This is a genomic window from Cellulomonas sp. PhB150 (assembly GCF_003755175.1).
GTDB lineage: Bacteria > Actinomycetota > Actinomycetes > Actinomycetales > Cellulomonadaceae > Cellulomonas.
This window is the reverse complement of sequence record NZ_RKHX01000003.1, coordinates 58,050-80,358: the sequence shown is the minus strand read 5'-3', so window position 1 is coordinate 80,358 and position 22,309 is coordinate 58,050. Positions and strand designations below refer to the sequence as shown.

Below are 22,309 nucleotides of genomic sequence, written 5' to 3'. Positions count from 1 at the left end.
ATGCCCACGAACGACCCCAAGCCGAGCAAGAACCAGCGCCGTGACGAGGCGCGCGAGAAGGCCCGCCTCCTCCGCATCGAGCAGGAGCGCAAGGCCAAGCGCACCCGCATCGCCGTGATCGCCTTCGGTGCGGTCATCGTCGTCGCCCTCGCGGGCGTCGTCGGCTTCATCGTCAAGACGAACAACGACAAGGCCGAGCAGTACGGGAACGTCGCCTACGGCGGCGGTGGCAGCGACGTCGTGCCGCCCGCGCTCGCGGACGTGACGGCACCCTCGACCGCGACGGGCGCCTTCATCCCCGTGAGCAAGGCGGGCGTCGGCGAGGCCGGCGACGGCGACACCACGGTGAGCGTCTACTTCGACACCCAGTGCCCGATCTGCCAGCAGTTCGACGCGATCAACGGCGCCGACCTCGACGCGCTCGCGAAGGAGGACGGCATCACGGTCAAGTACTTCCCGGTGTCCTTCCTCGACAGCGTCTCGAGCGGCACCTACTACTCCTCGCGCGCCGCCAACGCGGTGTCGATCGTCGCGGACAAGGACCCGGAGCACTTCACGCCGTTCCTCACCGCGCTGTACGCCGACCAGCCCGCCGAGAACAGCGACGGCCTGCCCGACGAGAAGATCGCCGAGATCGCCACGAGCGCGGGCGTGCCGACGTCCGTGTCCGACACGTTCACCGACACGGTCACCGGGACCTACAAGGTCAACGGCTCGGACGCGGAGAAGTCCGGCACGTGGCGGACCTTCTCCCCCTGGATCGCCGCGAACACCGAGGAGATGAAGACGGTCATCGGCAAGGTCTCCACGCCGACGATCCTCATCGACGACAAGGAGTTCGCGGGCTCCTGGCAGAACCCGGGCGAGCTCAAGGCCGCCGTCGAGGCCGCTGCCGCCAAGTGACCGCCGGCCCGGCCCCCGCTGCGTCCGCGGGGGCCGGGCCTCGGTACGCTGTTCCCGCCCGCCTCCTTAGCTCAGTCGGCCAGAGCACCTGTCTTGTAAACAGGGGGTCATCGGTTCGAATCCGATAGGGGGCTCCACGTCTCACCCGGACAGAAGCTCGAGGAGCGTCAGTGCGCCGGGCCGGACTCCTCGAGGAGGCGCAGCGCGGCGCTGACGCGGGGGTTGCGCTGCGGGTCGGCGTCGATGCCGAGCGTCGCGTAGGTCGCGTTGACGTGGTTCTGGACCGACTTCTCGGTGATGCCGAGCTTCTCGCCGATTCCCGCGTTGGACAGCCCGGCGGCCAGCAGGCGCAGGACCTCGTACTGCCGGTCCGTGAGGCGGGCGACGTCCGACCCGGCGCGCGGCTTGACCTTCGCGAGCAGGGCCGGGTCGAGGACGGTCTCGCCGACGGCGGCGGCCTGGACGGCGCCGATCAGCACCTCCTCGCTCGTCGTGGACGTCTTCGACAGGTAGCCCCAGCCCGAGGCGACGTCCTGGGGGAGGTCCAGCAGCAGGTCCATCGCGTCGTGCGCCGAGAGCAGCAGGATGCCGAGGTTCGGCTGGCGGCGGCGCAGCGTGACGCCGAGCGCGATGCCGTTGCCGTCGGGCAGGTCGATGTCGAGGACGACCACGTCGGCGAACCCGGGGCGCAGCAGGCGCATCGCCTCGGTCGTCGTCCCGACCGCCGCCACGACGTGCAGACCCGTGGCGCCCGCCAGGGTCCGTTCGAGCATGGTGCGGAACAGCGGCTGGTCCTCGACCAGGGCGACGCGGACGGGGCCGGTGGCTGGCTTGATCATCGGGTCCAGTATGGTCTGCCCCGTCTTTCCGTCGCGTGACACGCTCACGAGCGTGCCGACCCGGCCGATGGGGACCACGACGGCCAGAGGGAGGCAGCCCGTGCCGGAGACCGCTCTCGCCGTCGCGCAGCGCGCGAAGGACATCGCCGGCGACCGCCGGGCGATCGTGCGGGCGACCGCGATCGTGGCCCTCGGGTACGCGATCGGCGCGTCGCTGCAGAGCACCTACATCTACAGCACCTTCGTGCCGGGATGGCAGGGGATCTCGCTGTGGCGGCGGGTCCTGGCCAACATCATCGGCGTCACGGCGCTGCTCGTCGGGCTCGTCGTCATGCGCGTGCACCGGGCCCAGCACCTCGGGACCTTCGCGGTCGGCGTCATCGCGTCCGCGGCCGTGTGCTCGGTCGTGCGCGTCGTCGCGCAGGCCGCGCTCGACGTCTACGCCGACCCGCAGCAGAGCACCTTCGAGGCGGAGCTGCTGGGCGGCTTCATCATCGGGGTGGTGTCCGCCGCCATCGGGTGCTGGGCGATCGTCGTCCGACGGGGCAACCGCCGCTCGACGCGGGCCGCCGAGCGCCACGCCGTCGAGGTGGAGATGGCCGTCCACGCGCTCGAGCAGGAGGAGATCCGCGTGCGCCGCGAGGTGGCCGAGGGCCTGCACGGCACCCTCCAGGGCAAGCTCGTGGTGATCGACGCGCGCATCGACGAGGTCCTGGCCGCCGGCCGGCTCGACCCCGACGACGCGAAGACCCTCGCGTGGGTGCGCGACGAGCTGGCGGAGGCGAGCGAGGTCGACGTCCGGCAGATGAGCCGGCTGCTGTACCCCGAGCGCATCGAGCTGGGCCTCGTGCCCGCCGTCCGCGCGCTGTTCGGCCGTATCCCCGCGAGCATCGCCACCCGGCTGACCGCGTCCGACGCGGTGCGGTCGCTCGACGACCCCGCGTCGAGCTGCATCGGCGTCGCCGACCGCCTCCTCGCTGTCCGGGTGGTCGAGGAGGGCGTGACCAACGCGCTCAAGTACGGTCCCGCCGGGTCGATCCAGGTCGAGCTCGACCTCGTCGACGGCTGGCTGATCGTCGCCGTCCAGAACGACGGACCCCTGTTCGACCCCGAGCTCGCGGGCATCGCGTCCGGGACGGCCCGCCTGCGTCGCCGGCTCGAGATGCAGGGCGGGACGGTGTCGCTGACGCCCGGTGAGGTCCGCGGCGCGCGCCTCGAGGCCCGCATGAAGCTGGGCGCGCCGCCCGAGTAGCACGCGCCTCTCACCTGGACGGGTGACGGAGACCGCGTCCATCCGTGGCGCCCGGATCGGCCGAGTTGGGCGCCTGATGAGGATTTGCTCCGGGTGAAAGAAAACGGCATCCCGGACGCCCTGGGTGCAGCCACCCACCGCGCGAAGGGGTGCCTTGCCGATACCACATACGTTCGCGATCGGCCTCACGGCCACACCAACGTGAACGGGTCTTCGGCGGGGAGTCGAGGGCTCAGTCCCCTCGCTACGCACCCCCAGGAGAACATCATGGCTTCCACGAAGTCGAAGAAGACCCGCAAGGCGCTCGCAGTCGGCCTGGCCGTCGTCGGCGTGGCAGGCATGTCGCTCGCCGCCGCGTCGCAGCTGAGCCTGACGAACAACACCAAGTTCCAGGCCGGTTCGACGACCATCACCGCCGACTGCCAGGGCACGACGGCCATCCCCGTCACGTTCGGCACGCCGACGCTCAACTCGACGACCGGTGTCTACTCGGCGCAGAGCGTGATCTTCAGCGGCGTGAAGTCGCTGGCTGCCGAGTGCGGCGGCCTCACCTACAAGGTCGCGGTCAAGACGCCGAGCGGCTGGTCCGAGGTCACCACCGGCACGCCCACGGTCCCGACGACCACCGCGGCCGGCTCGACGTCCGTCCTCACCGTCGCGATCCCCGCCGGCGTCGTCGCGAACGACATCTCGGGTGTCAGCCTGACGATCTACAGCTGACCCACCCTCGCCTGTGACGACCGAGACGCCACCCGCAGCACCCGCCGGCACCCGCCGGCGGGTGCTGCGTGCTGGCGTCTCGGTCCTGTTCTACGGCGCGATCGCCCTGGCCGCGTGGTTCCTGTGGCCGACGAGCCTCGGCGGCTGCACGACGATGACCGTCGTGTCCGGGCACTCGATGGAGCCCACGTTCTACACCGGTGACATCGTGCTCGCGCGGTGCGGCCAGCCGGCCGTCGGCGACATCGTCGTCTACTCGCCCCCGGGCATCGGCGGCGACGCCCGCATCATCCACCGCATCGTCGACGGGACGCCGGACGGCTGGACGCTGCAGGGCGACAACAACGACTTCATCGACGCGTTCACGCCCACGGACGCCGACGTCGTGGGCATCGCGAAGATCCGCATCCCCAAGCTCGCGCTCCTCGGGTCTGCGCTCACGAGCCCGTACGTCTGGTGCGGGATGATCGCGCTGTCGCTCGCCCTCCTGATGTGGCCGCGCAACGACGACGAGGACGCCGCGCCTGTTTCGGGCGGTTCGGCTGAGGCGCCCGAGGACGAGGCGCCCGCCGACCCCGTCGAGCAGCCGGACTCCCTCGCGCTGCCGTCCCAGAAGCAGGACGAGCCCGAGCTCGGTGCGACCGACCCGGACGCGCTCCAGGAAGCGGCGCGGTCGTGACGGGGCGCGTCCTGCGACCGCGCGTCGTCGTCGCCGTGGCCATCGCGCTGGTCGCGATGCTCACGGCCTCGGTCGCGAGCGCGTCCGCGATGTCGCTGACCACCTCGAAGCGGCAGTACCTGACGTCCGTGGCCCGGTGCTCGGGCCAGACGGTCACCGCGTCCACCCCCAGCACGTCGGGCACGTCCACCAGCGTCGTCGTGAGCAACCTGGACGCGTCGGCGTGCGCCGGCAAGGCGCTCGTCGTGACGGTCTACGAGCCCACCGCCTCGACCTGGACCGCCGCCAAGCGGTTCGAGGCGACGACCACGGTGTCGGCCGCGACGGCCACCCTGACGTCGTCGGCCTTCACGGCCACCACCACCGAGAAGGTCTACGTGACCATCGGCGGCTGGCCCGTCCCGGCGACCTGGAGCTACACCCCGCTCGCGGCGACGCCCGACGGCCCCGTGACCCCGGGGACCAACGTGGTCCTGCCGCCGAACACGCCCGTCTGGGCCCCGACCGGCAACGGCAAGCAGGTCTGCGTGACGATCTCGGTCACCGGCACCTCGACGACCCCGACCTCGTGGACCGCGGACCTGCACGTCAACCAGCGTCCGTTCAACGGCGAGGGAAGCGCGAGCGCCTACCAGCTGGACACGTGGAACGGCTACCAGTGGACCACCGCGAACGCCGTCGGCGGTCTGCTCAAGATCACGGGCACCGGCAGCAAGGCGACGATCACGTCCGGGCAGACGTACACGATCTCGGTCTGCAACTACGCGGCGCCCGCCCCGGCCTACGACCCGACCCTGACCTACTCGCAGAGCTCCACCGTCAGCTCCGACGCCAACAACGCGTGCATCACGACGACGGTGGCCGTCACCGGCGCCTATCCCTTCTACGCAGGCTGGCGGGCCGACGTCGACATGTCGGCGGCGATCGCCCTGCGGACGAGCGCGGGCCTGAGCGCGGCCACGGTCGAGGTGCGCACGGGCGGCATCCTGCTCGCGCCGCTGTCCGGGAGCACGTACCGGTTCACGCCGAACGACTGGGGCACGTACGGCGTGCGCGACGCGGGCGGCGGTGACGCCGCGCGGACCGTGACGTTCGTCGCGTGCGTCAAGTAGCGGTCACTCGACTGGGCTGATCTCCGGGCGCTTCGGCACCCGCAGGTCCCCCGAGGACTTCCCGCGCAGGCGGCGCGTCGCCCAGGGGTAGAGGTGCTCGCGCACCCACGCCGCGTCCTCGCGCGCCTGCTGCATCCGCGGGGTCGGGGGCAGGGGCGTGAGCGGGTCGTCCCACGCGGCGTCGTCGGGCGTCAGCCCCAGCCCGACGAGCGCGCCCTGCGCGACCCGGGCGTGGCCGTCGGTGGTGAGGTGGATGCGGTCCTCGGCCCACATGCGCCAGTCCTGCAGCGCACGCATGCCCCACAGGTCCACGACGTAGGCGCCGTGGCGGCGGGCCATCGACCAGATGAGCGCGTTGTAGATTGCGACGCGGTTGCGCGTGGCCTTGACCAGGGGGCTGCCCGCCGCGTCGACACCCGTGCCGAGCAGCACGTCCACGCCCGCCTCGCGCAGCCGGACCACGCCGGCCTCGAGGTTGCGGGCCATCCGGTCGACGTCGGCGGTCGGGCGCAGGATGTCGTTGCCGCCGCCGACGAGGCTCACGAGGTCGGGCTTCATCGCGAGCGCGGCCGGGACCTGCTCGACGAGGATCGGGCGCAGCAGCCGGCCGCGGATCGCGAGGTTCGCGTACTCGAGCGGTGCCTCGCCCGCGGCCGTGCGGCGTGCGGAGAGGTGGGAGGCGAGCAGGTCCGCCCAGCCGCGCTGCGGTGCGTCGGGCCCGTCCGGGCCGTCCCAGAGCCCTTCGGTGAAGGAGTCGCCGATGGCGACGTAGCGGGACCAGCGGGGGGCGTCGGACGTCGTGCTCACCGCAGCATTCTGCACTCCTTCCCACCCGAGGGCTCGACGGTCGTGTCAGTGGTCGGTCGTACAGTTGTTCGAAGAGCCGCACGACGACGAGAGGGGGCAGCCGTGGCCAAGGAACGAGCCGGTGGCTTCGTGACGTCCAGCCGTGCGGTCTCGGCGGACGTCGACGGGGACCCCTTCGCCCCCGGGGACCCCGAGATGACGCAGCCGATCTTCCCCGTACGGGCCTCGGTGGCGGAGATCGCCCGTCACGTCGAGCGGCTCGCCATCGACGAGCTCTCCCCGCGGGACTCGCTCGAGGTCGTCGCGGCCTGGCAGCAGGTCATCAGCATGGCGATCGCGGGGCAGTCGGCGGCGATCGCCCACATGATCGACCGCCCCGGTCCGATGCGTGGCTACGTCGAGGACGAGATAGCGGCGGCGCTCACCCTCACCTCGTACTCGGCCGGTGTCCTCGCCGACCGTGCCGTGGGCGTCGCCGCGCACCCCGTGCTGCGAGACGCGCTGCGCGCGGGAAGGATCGACGCCCGCAAGGTCGACCTGATTCTTAAGGAGACCCTCCCGCTCGCCGAGGGCGAGGTGCGGGACGACGTCATCGCTCGGGCGGTCGAGGAGTCCGAGGGGCTGACCGCGCCGCAGCTGACGCGGGTCGTCCGCCGGGAGTGCCTCGCGGCGGACCCGAGCACCGCGAAGGTGCGCCACGAGCGGGCCAAGGAGGACCGTGGGATCGACCTCACCTGGCGTCCTGACTCCATGGCCTCGTTCGGTGCCTTCCTCCCGGCCGCCGACGCGGTCGCCGCGTACACCGCGCTCGACGCGCTCGCCGAGGCGGCGAAGTCCCCGGGCGACACCCGCACCGTCGACCAGCGCCGAGCGGATGCGTTCGCGGACATCTTCCGCCACGTCCTCGACACCGGCCGGACCGCCGCAGGCGCGCACCTGGCGACCCGGCACGGGCGCAAGGTCGCGCTCCACGTGACCGTCGCCGCCACGACTCTGCTGGGCCTCGACGAGCTGCCCGGCGAGCTCGAGAGCTACGGGCCGATCCCGGCGTACGTCGCGCGTGAGCTCGCGCAGGACGGCACCTGGCGTCGGATCCTCACGGACCCGCGCAACGGGACGTTCGTGGAGCGCGGTCGGGTCACCTACCGCCCCGGAGCCGACCTCACGGGCACGGTCCTGGCCCGCGACGTCACCTGCACCGCACCGGGTTGCCGCCAGCCGGCGGCTCGGTGCGAGATCGACCACCTCGTGCCGTACGACCACGCCCGTCCCGCGGACGGCCAGACCACCGACGACAACCTCGGGGCGGGCTGCAAGCACCACCACCAGTCGAAGACCGACAAGGTGTGGAACGCGACCAGAGACCCGGTCACCGGGACGTGCACCTGGACGAGCCCGCTCGGCATCACGTACTCACGCGCACCGATCAGGTTGCTGGTCGGATCGAGCCTGCTCGAGCACCGCCCGCCCGTGCCGCGTCCGCCGGGCGAGGACGTCCCGCCACCGTTCTGACCCCCGCACGCTTCTGACCCCCGCACGCTTCTGACCCCGCACGCTTCTGACCTGCATGCTTCTGACCTGCATACTCGGCGGTCGTCGGTCGGGGCGTCGATCAGCGGTCGATGAGCCGTCGATGAGCCGTCGATCAGGGGAGGGACCAGTCGATCGGTGCTGCCCCTTGCGCGACGAGGAGCTCGTTGACGCGGCTGAACGGGCGCGACCCGAAGAAGCCGCGGCTCGCCGAGAGCGGGCTCGGGTGCACGCTCTCGACGTACGGAATGTCGCCGAGCGACGGCTTGAGCGACTGCGCGTCACGACCCCACAGCAGCGCGACGAGGGGCCCGCCCCGGTCCACGAGGGCGGCGATCGCGCGCTCGGTCACGGCCTCCCAGCCCTGCCTTCGGTGCGATGCGGGCTCGCCGGGCCGGACGGTCAGGACCCGGTTGAGCAGCATGACGCCGCGGTCGGCCCACGGGGACAGGTCGCCGGTCGTCGGCATCGCGACGCCGGTGTCCTCGACGAGCTCGCGGAAGATGTTCGCGAGGGAGCGGGGGATCGGGCGCACGTCGGGCTGGACGGAGAACGACAGCCCCATCGGGTGCCCGGGAGTCGGGTAGGGGTCCTGCCCGACGACGAGGACGCGGACGTCGGACATCGGGCGGGAGAAGGCCCGCAGGATCGACTCGCTCGCGGGCAGGTACGTCCTGCCTGCGGCGACCTCGTCCCGCAGGAACTCGCCGGCCGCCCGGATCTGCGGCTCGACGGGGGCGAGGGCCGCGGCCCAGTCGGGTGCGACGAGCTCGTCCAGCGCAGAGGCGTTCACGGCGACGAACGCTACCGGGGGCCGAGGGGCCCAGATCCACCCGGACGGCGAATGACACGAGTGTCATTACGGTCGTACGATGTCGCTCGGCGCCCTCGCGGTGCCGGGCTCGGACAGCACGACCACCGCACGACCACCGCACGACCACTGCAGGACAGCAGCAGGACACCAGGAGGACGCATGGACGCCGCGACGATGACGCTCGAGTCGCTGCCCACCACCGGCGCACCCTCCGGCCTCGCCGAGCGCGACGAGCAGGTTCTCGCGTTCGAGCGCCAGTGGTGGAAGTACGCGGGCGCCAAGGAGCAGGCGATCCGCGAGCTGTTCGACATGTCGGCCACGCGGTACTACCAGGTGCTCAACGCCCTGATCGACGACCCGGCCGCCCTCGCCCACGACCCCATGCTCGTCAAGCGGCTCCGCCGGATGCGCTCGTCGCGCCAGCGTGCCCGCACGGCTCGTCGCCTCAGCACCCAGGGCTGACCGGGTCCACGCCGCCGCGTGACGGATCTCTCCCGCTCGCGGTGATCGACGCACCTCCTGGGCGAAAAGCGTGCGTATCGACCCCTCTCGCCGCGCGCCGCGCGTCCCGATCCGTGCGGCCTGACGCGGGTAGAGCAGCGCAGACGTTAGCCTTGCGGCCGTGAGCAAGGCCGACTACCCCTACGCCGATGACGAGTTCGACGCGCCGACGGGCCCCGACGTCCCCCGAGGTGTGCACCGCGCGCCGCGGTCGGCGTGGAGCCGGTGGTGGCCCTTCCTCGTCGTCATCCTCGTCGTGCCGGCGATCGCCTACGGGCTCGTGACCTTCGCGTCGCGCGACAACTCGCCGAGCACGCCGACCTCGAGCACGACGAGCAAGGCCCCGAGCGCGTCGGCGTCGAAGCCGTCGACGTCGCCCTCGGCCGAGTCGTCGAGCGAGCCGTCGGAGCCGGCTGAGTCCGCCTCCGAGGAGCCCACCGCCGAGGTCGCCCTGGCGACGCCGGTGACCGTGTTCAACGCGGCCGGCATCAGCGGCCTGGCGGCCAGCACCGTCACCGATCTCAAGGGCGCCGGGTTCACGAACGTGACGGCAGCCAACTACGTGGGCACCAAGCCGGGCGAGTCGACGGTCTACTACGCGAGCGACGACCTCAAGGCCACGGCCGACCTCGTCGCCCGGACGATCGGCATCGACACCGTCACTCTCTCGGAGAGCGACGCGGAGGACGGCGTCAGCGCGGTCCTCATCACGCAGCCGTAGCCCGCAGCAGCCCCGCCCGCAGCAGTTCGCCCCCAGCAGCCCGCCTGCGGTCTCAGCCCAGGGCGTCGACCGCGAGCACCACGCACGCCGCGCTCCACGACAGGGGCGCGACGGACGCGGGCGACCCGTCGGCGAGGATCTTCTCGGGGATCGCACCCGACGGTGTCCGGTGGCTGTCGACGACGTCGAGCCAGCGGGCCGCGAGCGCCGCGTCGCCCTGCTCGGCGGCGACCCACGCGTACAGCGTGGTCTGCGGCGTCCAGCTGATGCCGTCGTCGCGCCACGCGGCGCCGGGCGCGAGGCCGCCGGCGGGGCGGCGCATGGCCCCGGCGGACGAACGCCAGGTCAGCTGCGCGCTCGCGGCCGGCTCGCGCCAGAACGGGGCGAGCGTGAAGGCGACCGCGGCGTCGACGTGGCCGCCCCGGGCGTAGCGCGCCCAGCCCGTCGGCTCGAAGCCCGAGACGACCGCCGCGCGCAGGCGGTCGCCGGCCCGCGACGCGGTGCGGGCGAGGTCGTCGTCGTGCGCCAGGCCGGCGAGGCCGGTGGCCGACTGCAGGCCCGCCACCAGCGGAGCGGCGGTCCCGAGCGTGAGCTCGGACTCGGCGACCTCCCAGTAGTCGGGCGACACCGGCGGCAGGCCGTCGGCCCCGATCAGGCCGTCGAGGTACTGGGTCGAGCGCTCGACGAGAGGATGCAGGTCCCGGACGGCGCGCGCCCGGGCGTCGCCGTCGGAGATCTGGTCGACGACGAGCCCCGCGGCCCACAGCGCCCAGCCGGCGCCGTCCACCTGGACGCCCCGGTCGTCGGGCGGGCCGGAGCCGTCGGGCAGGTACCGCGCCTGGAACGAGCCGTCGGGCGACTGCACCCGCGCGAGGAAGGTGAGCACGTCGAGCGCGTCGTCGACGTGCCCCGTGCGGGCGAGGGCGACCGCCACGAACGAGGCGTCGCGCGGCCAGACATAGCGCCAGTACGGCGACCAGCCGGCGACGGTCGCGCCGTCGTCGAGCAGGAGCGTGCGGAGGTCGAGGAGCGCGTCCCGTGCGAGGTCCTCGTACGGCCCACCGGCCCCGGGCACGGTGCCGGAGTCCAGCCAAGCGCGCTGCTCGGCGGCCGCGGACCGCGCCCCCGCGGTGTCGGTGACCGCGGCGGCGGGTGCGCCGAGCGCCTGCGCGGCCCGCTGGACCGCCGGGTCGAGCACGCGGCTGCCGGGGAGGAACGCGGGGATCAGGTCGTCGGCGATCCCCGCGCGGGTGCCGTCGGCGAGCAGCGCGACACCGTCCTGGTGCAGGGGGAGCGGCGCGTCGAGCGCCGGGGCCGGGGCGCTCGCCCGGGCGGGGACAGCGTGCGGCAGCAGGGCCACGGCGACGACGGTCGCGGCGCCGACGAGCGCCCCGAGGCGAGCTCGTGCCCGCCGACGCGGTCCGGACTGCGGGCGCGTCGAAGGCCCTGCGGGCGGGACGACGACCTCGTCGACCGCGGCGTCATCACCGGGCACGCGCGAAACCCTAGCGGCGCACCGGGCCACACCGGGCCGCGCCGCGGCGACTCCGGCGGCGCCGACGCCCGGGAGGGTCTCGGGCGGCCTCGTCGGGCACCGCTCTGAGCGAACCCTGCTTGCACTCTCGGGTGCCGAGTGCTAACCATTGACTTAGCACTCTCGGGTTGAGAGTGACAGAACCACCTCGGCCGTCCGATGAGGTTCGGTGCTTCGCGGGACATGACCGCGGGCGCCGGGCCGTCCGTCGCGGGCATCGTCGGCCCACCCACGAACACAGTGAAGGATCACAGCCCCATGGCCAAGATCATTGCCTTCAACGAGGAGGCCCGCCGCGGCATCGAGCGGGGACTCAACATCCTCGCCGACACCGTCAAGGTCACCCTCGGCCCGAAGGGCCGCAACGTCGTCCTGGACAAGAAGTGGGGCGCCCCCACGATCACCAACGACGGCGTCTCCATCGCCAAGGAGATCGACCTCGAGGACCCCTTCGAGAAGATCGGTGCCGAGCTCGTCAAGGAGGTCGCCAAGAAGACGGACGACGTCGCTGGCGACGGCACCACCACCGCCACCGTCCTGGCCCAGGCGCTCGTGCGCGAGGGTCTGCGCAACGTGGCCGCCGGCGCCAACCCGATCGCCCTGAAGAAGGGCATCGAGGCCGCCGTGGCCGCCGTCACGACCGCGCTGCTCTCGCAGGCGCGCGACGTCGAGACCAAGGAGCAGATCGCTGCCACGGCCGCGATCTCCGCCGGTGACACCGCGATCGGCGAGCTCATCGCCGAGGCCCTCGACAAGGTGGGCAAGGAAGGCGTCATCACCGTCGAGGAGTCCAGCGCGCTGGGCCTCGAGCTCGAGCTCACCGAGGGCATGCGCTTCGACAAGGGCTTCCTGTCGGCGTACTTCGTGACCGACCCCGAGCGTCAGGAGGCCGTCCTCGAGGACGCGTACGTCCTGCTCGTCGAGGGCAAGATCTCGAACGTCAAGGACCTGCTGCCGCTGCTGGAGAAGGTCATCCAGGCCGGCAAGCCGCTGTTCATCGTCGCCGAGGACGTCGAGGGCGAGGCCCTGGCCACGCTCGTCGTCAACAAGATCCGTGGCCTGTTCAAGTCGGCCGCCGTCAAGGCGCCCGGCTTCGGCGACCGCCGCAAGGCGATGCTGCAGGACATCGCCGTCCTCACGGGCGGTCAGGTCGTCTCCGAGACCGTCGGTCTCAAGCTCGACACCGTGGGCCTCGAGGTCCTGGGCACGGCCCGCAAGGTCGTCGTGACCAAGGACGAGACCACCATCGTGGAGGGCTCTGGCGATGCGAAGCTCATCGCCGGCCGCGTCTCGCAGATCCGTGCCGAGATCGAGAACTCCGACTCGGACTACGACCGCGAGAAGCTCCAGGAGCGCCTCGCCAAGCTCGCCGGCGGCGTCGCCGTCATCAAGGCGGGCGCGGCGACCGAGGTCGAGCTCAAGGAGCGCAAGCACCGCATCGAGGACGCCGTTCGCAACGCGAAGGCGGCCGTCGAGGAGGGCATCGTCGCCGGTGGTGGCGTCGCGCTCATCCAGGCCGGCAAGACGGCGTTCGAGGGCCTCAAGCTCGAGGGCGACGAGGCGACCGGTGCCGCGATCGTGAAGCTCGCGATCGAGGCCCCGCTCAAGCAGATCGCGATCAACGCCGGCCTCGAGGGTGGCGTCGTCGCGGAGAAGGTGCGCAACCTCCCCGTGGGTCACGGCCTCAACGCCGCGACCAACACGTACGAGGACCTGCTCGCCGCGGGCGTCAACGACCCGGTGAAGGTCACGCGCTCCGCCCTGCAGAACGCGGCGTCCATCGCCGCGCTGTTCCTCACCACGGAGGCCGTCGTGGCCGACAAGCCGGAGCGCAACCCCGCGCCGGCCGGTGGCGGCGGCGAGGACTTCGGCGGCGGCTTCTGATCCGCAGCTGAACCCCCGGCGGCCCTGAGCCGCTGAGCCAGCCAGGACGGGCCGGTCACCTTCGGGTGACCGGCCCGTTCGCGTCCCCGCGCGCCCCGCACCCGCGAGTGCTGTCCTTACCGCCCGAGTGCGGCGCTCAAAGACGGGCGCACTCGCCGGGTGTCGGGGGTGGGGTGGGGTCGGGGTCAGGCGAGGTGGCGGAGCATGAAGTCGCGGTCCGTGTCGCGGCCCATCTCCGGGTCGCGGGCCTCGACGGTCTCCACCAGGGGGATCGTGTCCTCGAGCCGGACGGGCTCGGGGAGCGTGCGGTACTGCGCCGTCGGGTCCTGCCGCGGCGTCCCGGCGTCCGCCGGCGTCTGCGTGGCCATGGTCGGAGCCTGGCACGCGCCGGGGGGACGGGTCCAGGGCGCGCCGTGGCGGTAGCGTGCCGTCCGTGGACCAGACCGTGATCACCGTGGAGGGCCGCTTCGACCACCACCACCGCGCCGAGCGCGGCACCGTCTCGCTCACGGCGGGTTTCGAGGGTGGCGACCGGGCGGCAGTCGTGCGGCGCACGACGGAGCTGCACGCGGCGCTCAGCGGCGAGGTGCAGGCGATGCACGTGCCGAGCGCGGGGCCGGTCACCTGGTGGTCGTCGGACCGCATGCGCGTGTGGAGCTCGCGGCCCTGGAACAAGGACGGCAAGCAGCTCCCGCTCGTGCACCACTGCTCGGTCACCCTCGACGTGAAGTTCAGCGACCTCGACCGGCTCGCGTCCTGGCTCGAGGGCGTCTCGGTGCGCGACGGCGTCAGGGTCGGCGGGATCGAATGGGCGCTGACCGTCGCGACGCGCACCCGGCTCGTCGCCGACTCCCGGCACCGCGCGGTGCAGGACGCGGTCGCCAAGGCCGGCGCGTACGCGACGAGCCTGGGCCTCACCCAGGTCCGGCCGCTCGCGGTCGCCGACCCCGGCATGCTGGGCGACGAGAGCCGCCCGACGAGCGACGCCGGCGGCGGCGCGATGCTCCGCTCGGCGGCGGCCGGTGGTCCCGAGCTCCAGCTCAAGCCCGCCGACATCACCATCGAGGCCCGCGTCCACGCCCGCTTCGCCGCCTCGTAGGTGCCGTAGCGCCGGTGGCGGGCCGGGTGGCGTGCCGGGTGGTGCGGCGGTGCCCGACGACCGAGGGGTGGGCTGCGGTTGCCCGGGGCGGTCGCGGGACGTTGAGTGGGCGGGTGCCCCTCCACGAGCCAGCCCGGTGAGCGTCCCCGTCGAGCGGTCGGTCGTCGGCTTCCGGTCCGAGCGGGGACCGGTGCTCGTCGCGCTCATGGTCACGACCGGCCTCGTCGCGATCGACTCGACGATCCTCGCGACGGCGGTCCCGACGATCGTGCGCGAGCTCGGCGGCTTCTCGTCGTTCCCGTGGCTCTTCTCGCTGTACCTGCTCACGCAGGCCGTGACCGTGCCCATCTACTCCAAGCTGGCCGACACGTGGGGCCGCAAGCCCGTGGTCCTGATCGGCATCGGGCTGTTCGGCGTGGGCTCGGTGCTGTGCGGGTTCGCTTGGTCGATGCCGGCCCTCATCGCGTTCCGTGCGGTGCAGGGCCTCGGCGCGGGGGCGGTGCAGCCGATGGCCGTGACGATCGCGGGCGACATCTACACGGTGGCCGAGCGCGCGAAGGTGCAGGGGTACATCGCGAGCGTCTGGGCGATCTCGTCGGTGGTCGGTCCCACGCTCGGGGGCGTGTTCAGCCAGTTCCTGTCCTGGCGGTGGATCTTCTTCGTCAACGTGCCGCTCTGCGTCGTCGCCGCGTGGCTGCTGTGGCGTCGGCTGCACGAGCAGGTCGAGCGACGGCCGCACCGCGTCGACTGGCTCGGGGGCGCGCTGCTCACGGCCTCGCTCAGCCTGCTCATCCTGGGCATCCTCGAGGGCGGCAACGCGTGGGCCTGGCTGTCCGGTGAGAGCCTCGCCGTGCTCGGCGGCGGGCTCGTGCTCCTGGTCGCCTTCCTGCGGGTCGAGATGCGCGCCGAGGAGCCGGTCCTGCCGCTCGCGCTCCTCTCCCGCCGCCTGCTCGCGACCGCGGCGCTCGTCTCGGTGGGGGTCGGCGTCATCCTCATCGGGCTGACCTCCTACGTGCCCTCGTTCCTCGAGGCGCTGCTCGGGGTCTCGCCGCTCCAGTCGGGCCTCACCCTCGCGCTGCTGACCATCGGCTGGCCGATCTCGGCCTCGCAGTCCGGCCGGCTCTACCTGCGGGTCGGCTTCCGGATCACCGCGCTGATCGGCACGACGATCGTCGTGCTCGGCTGCCTGGGGCTGCTGCTCGCCTCCTCGCACCCGTCGCTCGTGTCGGTCGGGGCGGCGTGCCTCGTCGTCGGGCTGGGGCTCGGGCTGACCGCCTCACCGACGCTCATCGCCGCGCAGTCGAGCGTGGACTGGGGGGAGCGCGGCGTGGTGACGGGCGCGAACCTGTTCGCGCGGTCGATGGGCTCCGCGGTGGGCGTCGCCGTGCTGGGCGCGATCGTCAACGCGTCGCTGCGCGGGCTCGACGGTGACACCCACCCGGCGCTGCTGAAGGTGGCGGTGCACGACGTCGTGATAGCGCTCGTGGTGGTCGCGGTGCTGACCGTGGTCGCCGCGGCGGCCATGCCCCGTGACCGGGGCCAGACCTCCTGACCGGCCCTACTGCCGGTACGACGACAGGAAATTGCCCAACCGCTCGATCGCCTCGGACAGCACCCGCGCCTCGGGCAGGGTGACGATCCGCAGGTGGTCCGGCGACGGCCAGTTGAAGCCCGTGCCCTGCACCAGCAGGATGTGCTCGCTCACCAGCAGGTCGTAGACCAGGCGGGCGTCGTCGCGGATCTCGTGCACCTCGGGATCCAGGCGTGGGAACAGGTACAGCGCGCCGTCGGGGCGGACGCACGTGACCCCGGGGATGGACGTCAGCCCGCGGTGGGCGACGTCGCGCTGCTCGTGCAGCCTGCCGCCGGGGGCGACGAGGCCCTCGATCGACTGCACCCCGCCGAGCGCCGCCTGCACGGCGTGCTGCGCGGGGACGTTCGGGCACAGCCGGGTCGACGCGAGCAGCGTGATGCCCTCGAGGAAGCCGGTGGCGTGGTCGCGGGGACCGGTCACGACCATCCACCCGGACCGGTAGCCCGCCACGCGGTACGTCTTGGACAGCCCGTTGAACGTCAGGCACAGCAGGTCGGGGGCGACCGTGGCCATCGGGGTGTGGGTCGCGCCGTCGAACAGGATCCGGTCGTAGATCTCGTCGGACAGCAGGAGCAGGGAGTGCTCGCGCGCGATCGCGGCGATGCCCTCGAGGACCTCGCGTGAGTAGACCGCGCCGGTCGGGTTGTTCGGGTTGATGACGACGATCGCCTTGGTGCGCGGCGTGACGAGCGAGCGGATGTGCTCGAGGTCGGGCTCCCAGCCGGCGGACTCGTCGCACCGGTAGTGCACCGGCTTGCCGTCGGACAGCGACGTCATCGCGGTCCACAACGGGTAGTCCGGTGAGGGGATGAGCACCTCGTCGCCCTCGTCGAGCAGCGCCTGCATGACCATCGTGATGAGCTCGGACACGCCGTTGCCCAGGTAGACGTCGTCGACGTCGATCTGCGGGAAGCCGGGCTCGGTCTCGTAGCGCGTGACGACGGCCCGACGAGCGGACAGGATGCCGCGGCTGTCGGTGTACCCGTGCGCGGTGGGGATCGCGGCCACCACGTCGCGCACGATCTGGTGCGGGGCGTCGAACCCGAACGCGGCCGGGTTGCCGGTGTTGAGCTTGAGCACGCTGTAGCCGTCGGCCTCGAGCCGGGCGACCTCGTCGAGGGCCTTGCCGCGGATCTCGTAGAGGACGTTCTTCAGCTTGGACGACTGGTCCAGCGCGCGCAGGGGCATGTCCGCAGGGTATCCGGGCGGGCCCGAGCGACGCCGAATCGGGACCAGGGCGAAACGAGGCGTTTACCGGAGGTCGTGCCTGTCCGAAACACCCGGTCCCTAGCGTCATCGGGCATGGGCACAGGGATGTATACAGCACGGGACACAGCGCGGTGCGCGTGCTGCCTGAGCCTGCCCGTCCGGATCTGCTCCGCTCGTCCCCAGCGAAAGGCACTTCGTTGACCAGACCTCTCACGCGCGCACTCGCACTCGTTGCCGCGCTCACCGTGTCCGTCGGCCTGACCGGCTGCGGCTCCAAGACCGACGACACCCCGGGCGCCGCCGCCGGCGGCGGGACGGGCGGCGCGTCCTGCGTCGACACGTCGGGAGACTCGATCAAGATCGGGTTCCTCAACTCCCTGTCCGGCACGATGGCCATCTCCGAGCAGACGGTCCGCGACTCGCTCGACATGGCGGCCGACGAGATCAACGCGGCCGGCGGCGTGCTCGGCAAGAAGCTCACCATCGTGGCGGAGGACGGCGCGTCCGAGCCGACGGTGTTCGCCGAGAAGGCGGAGAAGCTCATCACGTCCGACTGCGTCGCGGCCGTCTTCGGCGGCTGGACCTCGTCGTCCCGCAAGGCGATGCTGCCCGTCTTCGAGGGCCACGACTCGCTGCTGTTCTACCCCGTGCAGTACGAGGGCCTCGAGGCGTCGAAGAACATCTTCTACACCGGCGCGACGACCAACCAGCAGATCATCCCCGCGATGGACTACCTCAAGGAGCAGGGCAAGAAGAAGGTCTTCCTGGTCGGCTCGGACTACGTGTTCCCGCGCACGGCCAACAAGGAGATCATCGCCTACGCCAAGGCGAACGGGATCGAGATCGTCGGCGAGGAGTACGCCCCGCTCGGCCACACCGACTTCGCGACGATCGTCAACAAGCTCAAGGGCTCGGGCGCCGACGCGGTGTTCAACACCCTCAACGGCGACTCCAACGTCGCGTTCTTCAAGGAGTACAAGAACGCCGGCATGTCGGCCGACGCGATGCCGGTCGTCTCGGTGTCGATCGCCGAGGAGGAGGTCGGCGGCATCGGTGTCGACAACGTCGAGGGCCAGCTCACGGCGTGGAACTACTACCAGACGGTCGACAGCCCGGCGAACAAGAAGTTCGTCGCGGACTTCAAGGCCAAGTACGGCGACGACCGCGTCACCTCCGACCCGATGGAGGCCGCGTACACGTCGCTCTACCTGTGGAAGGGCATGGTCGAGAAGGCCAAGTCGTTCGCGGTCCCCGACATCCAGGCGGCAGCCGGCGGCGTGAGCTTCGACGCCCCCGAGGGCACGGTCACGGTGAACGGCGACAACCACCACATCGCCAAGACCGCCCTCATCGGCAAGATCGCCGCCGACGGCCTCATCTACACCGAGTGGTCGTCCGACGGTCCCATCGAGCCGGACCCGTTCCTCAAGGGCTACGACTGGGCCGCGGGCCTGTCCTGATCCGCTGCGGTGGCCCGGCGGCGTCGTCCGCCGGGCCACCGCCCCACGCAGGAAGGGGACGGCCGTGGATGCCGTGATCTCCCAGCTGTTCGCCGGGCTCAGCCTCGGCTCGGTGCTGCTGCTCGCGGCGCTCGGACTCGCCCTGACGTTCGGTCAGATGGGCGTCATCAACATGGCGCACGGCGAGTTCATGATGGCCGGCGCCTACACGGCCTACGCCGTGCAGAAGGTCGTCTCCGACGCGGGCGTCTCGCTCCTCGTCTCCCTGGTCATCGGCTTCGTCGTCGGCGGCCTGCTCGGCCTGGTCCTCGAGATCACCCTCATCTCTCGGATGTACACCAGACCGCTGGACACCCTGCTCGTGACGTTCGGCGTGGCCCTCGTGCTGCAGCAGCTCGCGCGCGACGTGTTCGGCGCCCCGAACGTCGACGTGCGCGCGCCGGAGTGGTTGTCGGGCGCGGTGCAGATCCTCGGCGTCGGGGTTCCCAAGACGCGCGTCTTCATCCTGGCGCTCTCGATCCTCTGCGTCGTCGCGCTGTCGCTCGTCGTCAAGCTCACCCCGCTCGGCCGGCGGATCCGCGCGACCGTGCAGAACCGCGACCTGGCCGAGACGTCCGGGGTCTCGACGCGGGCCACCGACCGGCTCACGTTCTTCATCGGCTCGGGCGTCGCGGGCGTCGCCGGGGTCGCGCTGACCCTGCTCGGGTCGATCGGTCCGACCCTCGGCACCAACTACATCGTCGACGCCTTCCTCGTGGTGGTCGTCGGCGGCATCGGGCAGCTCAAGGGAGCGGTGATCGCGGCGTTCGCGCTCGGCCTGCTCCAGGCGACCATCGAGTACAGCTCGACCGCGAGCCTGGCCAAGGTGCTCGTCTTCGTCATCATCGTCGCGTTCCTGCAGGTCAGGCCGCAGGGCATCGTCTCGGTCCGGACCAGGAGCCTCGCATGAGCGCGGTATGGCGCAGCCCTCGGGCGCGCGTGATCGTCGGGACGGGCATCGCCGCCGTCGTGCTGTTCGTCGTCGCGCCGGGCATGCTCTCGAGCTTCCGGCTCAACCTCCTGGCCAAGTTCCTGTGCCTGGCCATGGTGGCCGTCGGCATCGGGCTGGCCTGGGGCCGCGGCGGGATGCTCACGCTCGGCCAGGGGGTCTTCTTCGGCCTCGGCGGCTACATGATGGCCATGCACCTCAAGCTCGAGGACGCCGGGCCCGGTGGCGTGCCGGACTTCATGACCCTCTACGGCGACGGCGTGGTCCCGGGGTGGTGGGAGCCGTTCCGCGATCCCGTGTTCACCCTCGTGGCCATCGTCGTCCTGCCGACCGTCCTGGCCGCCCTGCTCGGCCTGGCCGTGTTCACGCGGCGGGTCCGGGGCGCGTACTTCGCGATCCTGTCCCAGGCGCTCGCGGCCGCGTTCGCGATCCTGCTCATCGGGCAGCAGAAGGTCACCGGCGGCACCAACGGGCTCAACGGCTTCCGCTCGTTCTTCGGCTTCGACCTGGCCGACCCGGTGAACAAGAAGATGCTCTACTTCATCGCCGCCGGCACCCTGCTCGTCATGGTGCTGCTGGTGCGGCTGCTCATGCGGTCGCGGTGGGGCGAGCTCCTCGTGGCGGTGCGGGACCAGGAGAACCGCGTGCGGTTCCTGGGCTACAACCCGGCCGTGGTCAAGGCCGGTGCGTTCGCGGTGGCCGCGTGCTTCGCGTCGATCGGCGGCGCCCTGTTCACGCCGATCGTCGGGATCATCTCGCCCGCCGACGTGGGCGTCGTGCCGTCGATCGTCTTCCTGGTCGGCGTCGCCATCGGCGGCCGCGCGACGCTGCTGGGTCCCGTGCTCGGGGCCGTCGCGGTCTCGTGGGCGGAGTCGAGCCTGTCGGAGTCGTTCCCGTCGTTCTGGACCTACTTCCAGGGCGCGCTGTTCATCGTCGTCGTCGCGTTCCTGCCCAACGGGATCGCGACGCTGGGCCAGGTCCGGCTGCGCCGCCGCGCCCGGGCGGAAGCGCCGCCCGACGAGCCGACGGCCGAGCCGCCGCACGACGAGGTAGCCGTCGAGCCGAGCACCTCCGGGAGGACCGCATGAGCGAGCAGACCCCGCCGACCCCCGCCGCCCTGCTCGGCGAGGGGCAGCTCGACCCGGATGCCCTCGAGGCCGTCCTGGCCGCGCCCGTCGAGCGGTTCCGGCACGACTACCTGGAGATCCGCGGCCTGCGGGTGTCGTTCGACGGCTTCGTCGCCGTCGACGGCGTGGACCTCACGGTCACCCAGGGTGACCTGCGGTTCCTCATCGGGCCCAACGGCGCCGGCAAGACGACGATCGTCGACGCGATCACCGGCCTGGCCGCGGCCACCGGCTCGGTGCGGTTCGGCGGGGTAGACCTGCTCGGCAAGCCGTCGCACCGGATCGCCCGCGCGGGCGTCGGGCGGACGTTCCAGACGGCGAGCGTGTTCGACGAGCTGTCGGTGCTGCAGAACCTCGACATCGCGGCAGGCGCCTCCCGCCGCGCGCACACGCTGCTGCGTCGGCGCTCCGGCATCCCCGACGACGTCGAGGCCGCGATGGAGACAGTCGGGCTCGCCCACCTGCGCGACGTCACCGCCGGCGTGCTCGCGCACGGGCAGAAGCAGTGGCTCGAGATCGGGATGCTGCTGGTCCAGGACGCCCACCTGCTCCTCCTCGACGAGCCCGTCGCGGGCATGAGCCAGGCCGAGCGCGAGGAGACCGGGCTGCTGCTGCAGCGCATCGGCGCGCAGCGGACCGTCGTGGTGGTCGAGCACGACATGGAGTTCCTGCGCTCGTTCGCCTCGTCGGTCACCGTGCTCCACCAGGGCCGCGTGCTGTCCGAGGGGACGGTCGCCGAGGTGCAGGCGGACCCGCGCGTGGTCGAGGTGTACCTGGGGACGGCGTCGACGTCCACCACGACGAAGGAGGCGTGATGCTCGAGCTCACCGGGATCCACGTGGGCTACGGCCGCACGTCGGTCGTGCACGGGGTCGACGTGTCCGTCGGCCGGGGGACCGTCACCGCGGTGATGGGCCACAACGGCGCCGGCAAGACGACGCTCCTGCGGGCCGCCGTCGGCCTGCTGCCCGTGCGCAGCGGGCGCATCACGCTCGACGGCGCCGACGTCACCAAGATGCGTCCCCACCAGCGGGTCCGCCGCGGCCTGGCGTACGTGCCGCAGGGGCAGCAGTCGTTCGGGCAGCTCACCGCACGCGAGAACCTGCAGCTCGTCGCGGACGGCGTCGGCTCGGCCGGTGCCGGCCGGGTCGACGAGGCCCTCGACCTGTTCCCCGCGCTGCGCGGGCTACTCGGCCGCCGCGCCGGCCTGCTCTCGGGCGGGCAGCGCCAGCAGCTGGCGATCGCGCGGGCCCTGATCACCGGCCCGCGCGTCATGGTGCTCGACGAGCCGACCGAGGGGATCCAGCCGTCGGTGGTCGCCGAGATCCAGGCTGCGATCGTCGCGCTGTCCGCGGCGAACGGACTCTCGGTGCTGCTCGTCGAGCAGCACGTCGGCTTCGCGCTCGGTGCGGCCGAGCGGTACTACGTGCTCGAGTCGGGCCGGGTCACGGCGCAGGGCGCGGGCGGCGCCGAGCAGGAGTCGTCGGTGCGGGCCGCGATGGCGCTGTGAGCCCGTGCTGAGCCTGGCCGAGCCGC

The 22,309-nt window shown here is 72.1% G+C and carries 22 protein-coding genes and 1 tRNA gene; 17 read left to right on the top strand and 6 right to left on the bottom strand.

The window, feature by feature from the left end; genetic code table 11:
• A complete protein-coding gene (locus EDF34_RS10745) occupies nucleotides 1–903 on the top strand; it encodes a thioredoxin domain-containing protein (protein ID WP_123371489.1) in 903 nt (300 codons plus the stop codon).
• A gap of 60 nt (nucleotides 904–963) precedes the next feature.
• Nucleotides 964–1,040 (top strand) — tRNA-Thr (locus EDF34_RS10740).
• Nucleotides 1,041–1,070: 30 nt separating this feature from the next.
• On the opposite strand, the gene EDF34_RS10735 is transcribed toward EDF34_RS10740, so the two are convergent.
• The gene (locus EDF34_RS10735; protein ID WP_123371896.1) at nucleotides 1,071–1,742 is read right to left on the bottom strand and encodes a response regulator transcription factor; all 672 of its coding nucleotides are present in this window, start codon (nucleotides 1,740–1,742) and stop codon (nucleotides 1,071–1,073) included.
• A 100-nt stretch (nucleotides 1,743–1,842) separates the two neighbouring features.
• Between EDF34_RS10735 and EDF34_RS10730 the strand changes: the two genes are divergently transcribed.
• The 4 genes from EDF34_RS10730 (at nucleotide 1,843) to EDF34_RS10715 (ending at nucleotide 5,505) form a co-directional block, all read left to right on the top strand.
• Nucleotides 1,843–2,994: a sensor histidine kinase gene (locus EDF34_RS10730; protein ID WP_233575329.1), complete on the top strand. Its 1,152-nt coding sequence runs from the start codon at nucleotides 1,843–1,845 to the stop codon at nucleotides 2,992–2,994.
• 267 nt (nucleotides 2,995–3,261) lie between these two features.
• Nucleotides 3,262–3,714 carry a hypothetical protein gene (locus tag EDF34_RS10725; protein WP_123371486.1) on the top strand — a complete coding sequence of 151 codons (453 nt, stop codon included), beginning with the start codon at nucleotides 3,262–3,264 and terminating at the stop codon, nucleotides 3,712–3,714.
• A 13-nt stretch (nucleotides 3,715–3,727) separates the two neighbouring features.
• Nucleotides 3,728–4,393 (top strand): S24/S26 family peptidase, encoded by a 666-nt coding sequence (locus EDF34_RS10720; RefSeq protein WP_123371484.1) that lies wholly within the window; start codon nucleotides 3,728–3,730, stop codon nucleotides 4,391–4,393.
• On the top strand, nucleotides 4,390–5,505 hold the full coding sequence (locus tag EDF34_RS10715) for a hypothetical protein (RefSeq protein WP_123371482.1): 1,116 nt from the start codon (nucleotides 4,390–4,392) through the stop codon (nucleotides 5,503–5,505). Before EDF34_RS10720 ends, EDF34_RS10715 begins: the two co-directional genes overlap by 4 nt.
• A 3-nt stretch (nucleotides 5,506–5,508) precedes the next feature.
• On the opposite strand, the gene EDF34_RS10710 is transcribed toward EDF34_RS10715, so the two are convergent.
• Nucleotides 5,509–6,312, bottom strand: a complete 804-nt coding sequence (locus EDF34_RS10710; protein WP_123371480.1) for an SGNH/GDSL hydrolase family protein — start codon at nucleotides 6,310–6,312, stop codon at nucleotides 5,509–5,511.
• A gap of 102 nt (nucleotides 6,313–6,414) precedes the next feature.
• On the opposite strand from EDF34_RS10710, the gene EDF34_RS10705 reads away from it, so the two are divergent.
• Nucleotides 6,415–7,824, top strand: a complete 1,410-nt coding sequence (locus EDF34_RS10705; protein WP_123371478.1) for an HNH endonuclease signature motif containing protein — start codon at nucleotides 6,415–6,417, stop codon at nucleotides 7,822–7,824.
• A 133-nt stretch (nucleotides 7,825–7,957) separates the two neighbouring features.
• On the opposite strand, the gene EDF34_RS10700 is transcribed toward EDF34_RS10705, so the two are convergent.
• A complete protein-coding gene (locus EDF34_RS10700; protein ID WP_123371476.1) occupies nucleotides 7,958–8,635 on the bottom strand; it encodes a uracil-DNA glycosylase in 678 nt (225 codons plus the stop codon).
• 180 nt (nucleotides 8,636–8,815) lie between these two features.
• Here EDF34_RS10700 and EDF34_RS10695 point away from each other — a divergent pair, with 180 nt between their 5' ends.
• Together EDF34_RS10695 and EDF34_RS10690 are read left to right on the top strand one after the other, a co-directional pair.
• On the top strand, nucleotides 8,816–9,118 hold the full coding sequence (locus EDF34_RS10695) for a DUF3263 domain-containing protein (protein ID WP_123371474.1): 303 nt from the start codon (nucleotides 8,816–8,818) through the stop codon (nucleotides 9,116–9,118).
• 160 nt (nucleotides 9,119–9,278) lie between these two features.
• Nucleotides 9,279–9,878 carry a LytR C-terminal domain-containing protein gene (locus EDF34_RS10690; RefSeq protein ID WP_123371473.1) on the top strand — a complete coding sequence of 200 codons (600 nt, stop codon included), beginning with the start codon at nucleotides 9,279–9,281 and terminating at the stop codon, nucleotides 9,876–9,878.
• A 52-nt stretch (nucleotides 9,879–9,930) separates the two neighbouring features.
• On the opposite strand, the gene EDF34_RS10685 is transcribed toward EDF34_RS10690, so the two are convergent.
• Nucleotides 9,931–11,373, bottom strand: coding sequence for a glycoside hydrolase family 15 (locus EDF34_RS10685; RefSeq protein WP_199737827.1), 1,443 nt, complete (start codon nucleotides 11,371–11,373; stop codon nucleotides 9,931–9,933).
• A 297-nt stretch (nucleotides 11,374–11,670) separates the two neighbouring features.
• Here EDF34_RS10685 and groL point away from each other — a divergent pair, with 297 nt between their 5' ends.
• On the top strand, nucleotides 11,671–13,296 hold the full coding sequence (gene groL, locus EDF34_RS10680; RefSeq protein ID WP_123371471.1) for a chaperonin GroEL: 1,626 nt from the start codon (nucleotides 11,671–11,673) through the stop codon (nucleotides 13,294–13,296).
• 185 nt (nucleotides 13,297–13,481) lie between these two features.
• Here the strand turns inward: groL and EDF34_RS10675 are convergent, their stop codons facing one another.
• Nucleotides 13,482–13,664: a heme biosynthesis protein HemY gene (locus tag EDF34_RS10675; RefSeq protein ID WP_123371469.1), complete on the bottom strand. Its 183-nt coding sequence runs from the start codon at nucleotides 13,662–13,664 to the stop codon at nucleotides 13,482–13,484.
• Nucleotides 13,665–13,729: 65 nt separating this feature from the next.
• Between EDF34_RS10675 and EDF34_RS10670 the strand changes: the two genes are divergently transcribed.
• Both EDF34_RS10670 and EDF34_RS10665 read left to right on the top strand, forming a co-directional pair.
• Nucleotides 13,730–14,395, top strand: coding sequence for an SIMPL domain-containing protein (locus EDF34_RS10670; protein WP_123371468.1), 666 nt, complete (start codon nucleotides 13,730–13,732; stop codon nucleotides 14,393–14,395).
• A gap of 205 nt (nucleotides 14,396–14,600) precedes the next feature.
• Nucleotides 14,601–15,947, top strand: a complete 1,347-nt coding sequence (locus EDF34_RS10665) for an MDR family MFS transporter (protein WP_199737882.1) — start codon at nucleotides 14,601–14,603, stop codon at nucleotides 15,945–15,947.
• Nucleotides 15,948–15,953: 6 nt separating this feature from the next.
• On the opposite strand, the gene EDF34_RS10660 is transcribed toward EDF34_RS10665, so the two are convergent.
• Nucleotides 15,954–17,177, bottom strand: a complete 1,224-nt coding sequence (locus tag EDF34_RS10660) for a pyridoxal phosphate-dependent aminotransferase (protein WP_123371464.1) — start codon at nucleotides 17,175–17,177, stop codon at nucleotides 15,954–15,956.
• 218 nt (nucleotides 17,178–17,395) lie between these two features.
• On the opposite strand from EDF34_RS10660, the gene urtA reads away from it, so the two are divergent.
• The 5 genes from urtA (at nucleotide 17,396) to urtE (ending at nucleotide 22,283) form a co-directional block, all read left to right on the top strand.
• A complete protein-coding gene (urtA, locus tag EDF34_RS10655) occupies nucleotides 17,396–18,658 on the top strand; it encodes an urea ABC transporter substrate-binding protein (protein WP_123371462.1) in 1,263 nt (420 codons plus the stop codon).
• A gap of 64 nt (nucleotides 18,659–18,722) precedes the next feature.
• A complete protein-coding gene (gene urtB / locus EDF34_RS10650; RefSeq protein ID WP_123371460.1) occupies nucleotides 18,723–19,607 on the top strand; it encodes an urea ABC transporter permease subunit UrtB in 885 nt (294 codons plus the stop codon).
• Nucleotides 19,604–20,734: an urea ABC transporter permease subunit UrtC gene (gene urtC, locus EDF34_RS10645; RefSeq protein ID WP_123371458.1), complete on the top strand. Its 1,131-nt coding sequence runs from the start codon at nucleotides 19,604–19,606 to the stop codon at nucleotides 20,732–20,734. Before urtB ends, urtC begins: the two co-directional genes overlap by 4 nt.
• A complete protein-coding gene (urtD, locus tag EDF34_RS10640) occupies nucleotides 20,731–21,588 on the top strand; it encodes an urea ABC transporter ATP-binding protein UrtD (RefSeq protein ID WP_123371456.1) in 858 nt (285 codons plus the stop codon). The genes urtC and urtD overlap by 4 nt, the downstream gene beginning before the upstream one ends.
• Entirely contained in the window at nucleotides 21,588–22,283 is a 696-nt protein-coding gene (gene urtE, locus EDF34_RS10635) for an urea ABC transporter ATP-binding subunit UrtE (protein WP_123371454.1), read from the top strand. Before urtD ends, urtE begins: the two co-directional genes overlap by 1 nt.
• Nucleotides 22,284–22,309: the final 26 nt, after the last annotated feature.

What these genes read in the sequence shown, in the direction of transcription:
- EDF34_RS10745 (WP_123371489.1), top strand. Translation starts at nt 1, where the DNA reads ATGCCCACGAACGACCCCAAGCCGAGCAAGAACCAGCGCCGTGACGAG.
- EDF34_RS10735 (WP_123371896.1), bottom strand. Translation starts at nt 1,742, where the DNA reads ATGATCAAGCCAGCCACCGGCCCCGTCCGCGTCGCCCTGGTCGAGGAC.
- EDF34_RS10725 (WP_123371486.1), top strand. Translation starts at nt 3,262, where the DNA reads ATGGCTTCCACGAAGTCGAAGAAGACCCGCAAGGCGCTCGCAGTCGGC.
- EDF34_RS10695 (WP_123371474.1), top strand. Translation starts at nt 8,816, where the DNA reads ATGGACGCCGCGACGATGACGCTCGAGTCGCTGCCCACCACCGGCGCA.
- groL (WP_123371471.1), top strand. Translation starts at nt 11,671, where the DNA reads ATGGCCAAGATCATTGCCTTCAACGAGGAGGCCCGCCGCGGCATCGAG.
- EDF34_RS10675 (WP_123371469.1), bottom strand. Translation starts at nt 13,664, where the DNA reads ATGGCCACGCAGACGCCGGCGGACGCCGGGACGCCGCGGCAGGACCCG.
- EDF34_RS10665 (WP_199737882.1), top strand. Translation starts at nt 14,601, where the DNA reads ATGGTCACGACCGGCCTCGTCGCGATCGACTCGACGATCCTCGCGACG.
- EDF34_RS10660 (WP_123371464.1), bottom strand. Translation starts at nt 17,177, where the DNA reads ATGCCCCTGCGCGCGCTGGACCAGTCGTCCAAGCTGAAGAACGTCCTC.
- urtC (WP_123371458.1), top strand. Translation starts at nt 19,604, where the DNA reads ATGAGCGCGGTATGGCGCAGCCCTCGGGCGCGCGTGATCGTCGGGACG.
- urtD (WP_123371456.1), top strand. Translation starts at nt 20,731, where the DNA reads ATGAGCGAGCAGACCCCGCCGACCCCCGCCGCCCTGCTCGGCGAGGGG.
- urtE (WP_123371454.1), top strand. Translation starts at nt 21,588, where the DNA reads ATGCTCGAGCTCACCGGGATCCACGTGGGCTACGGCCGCACGTCGGTC.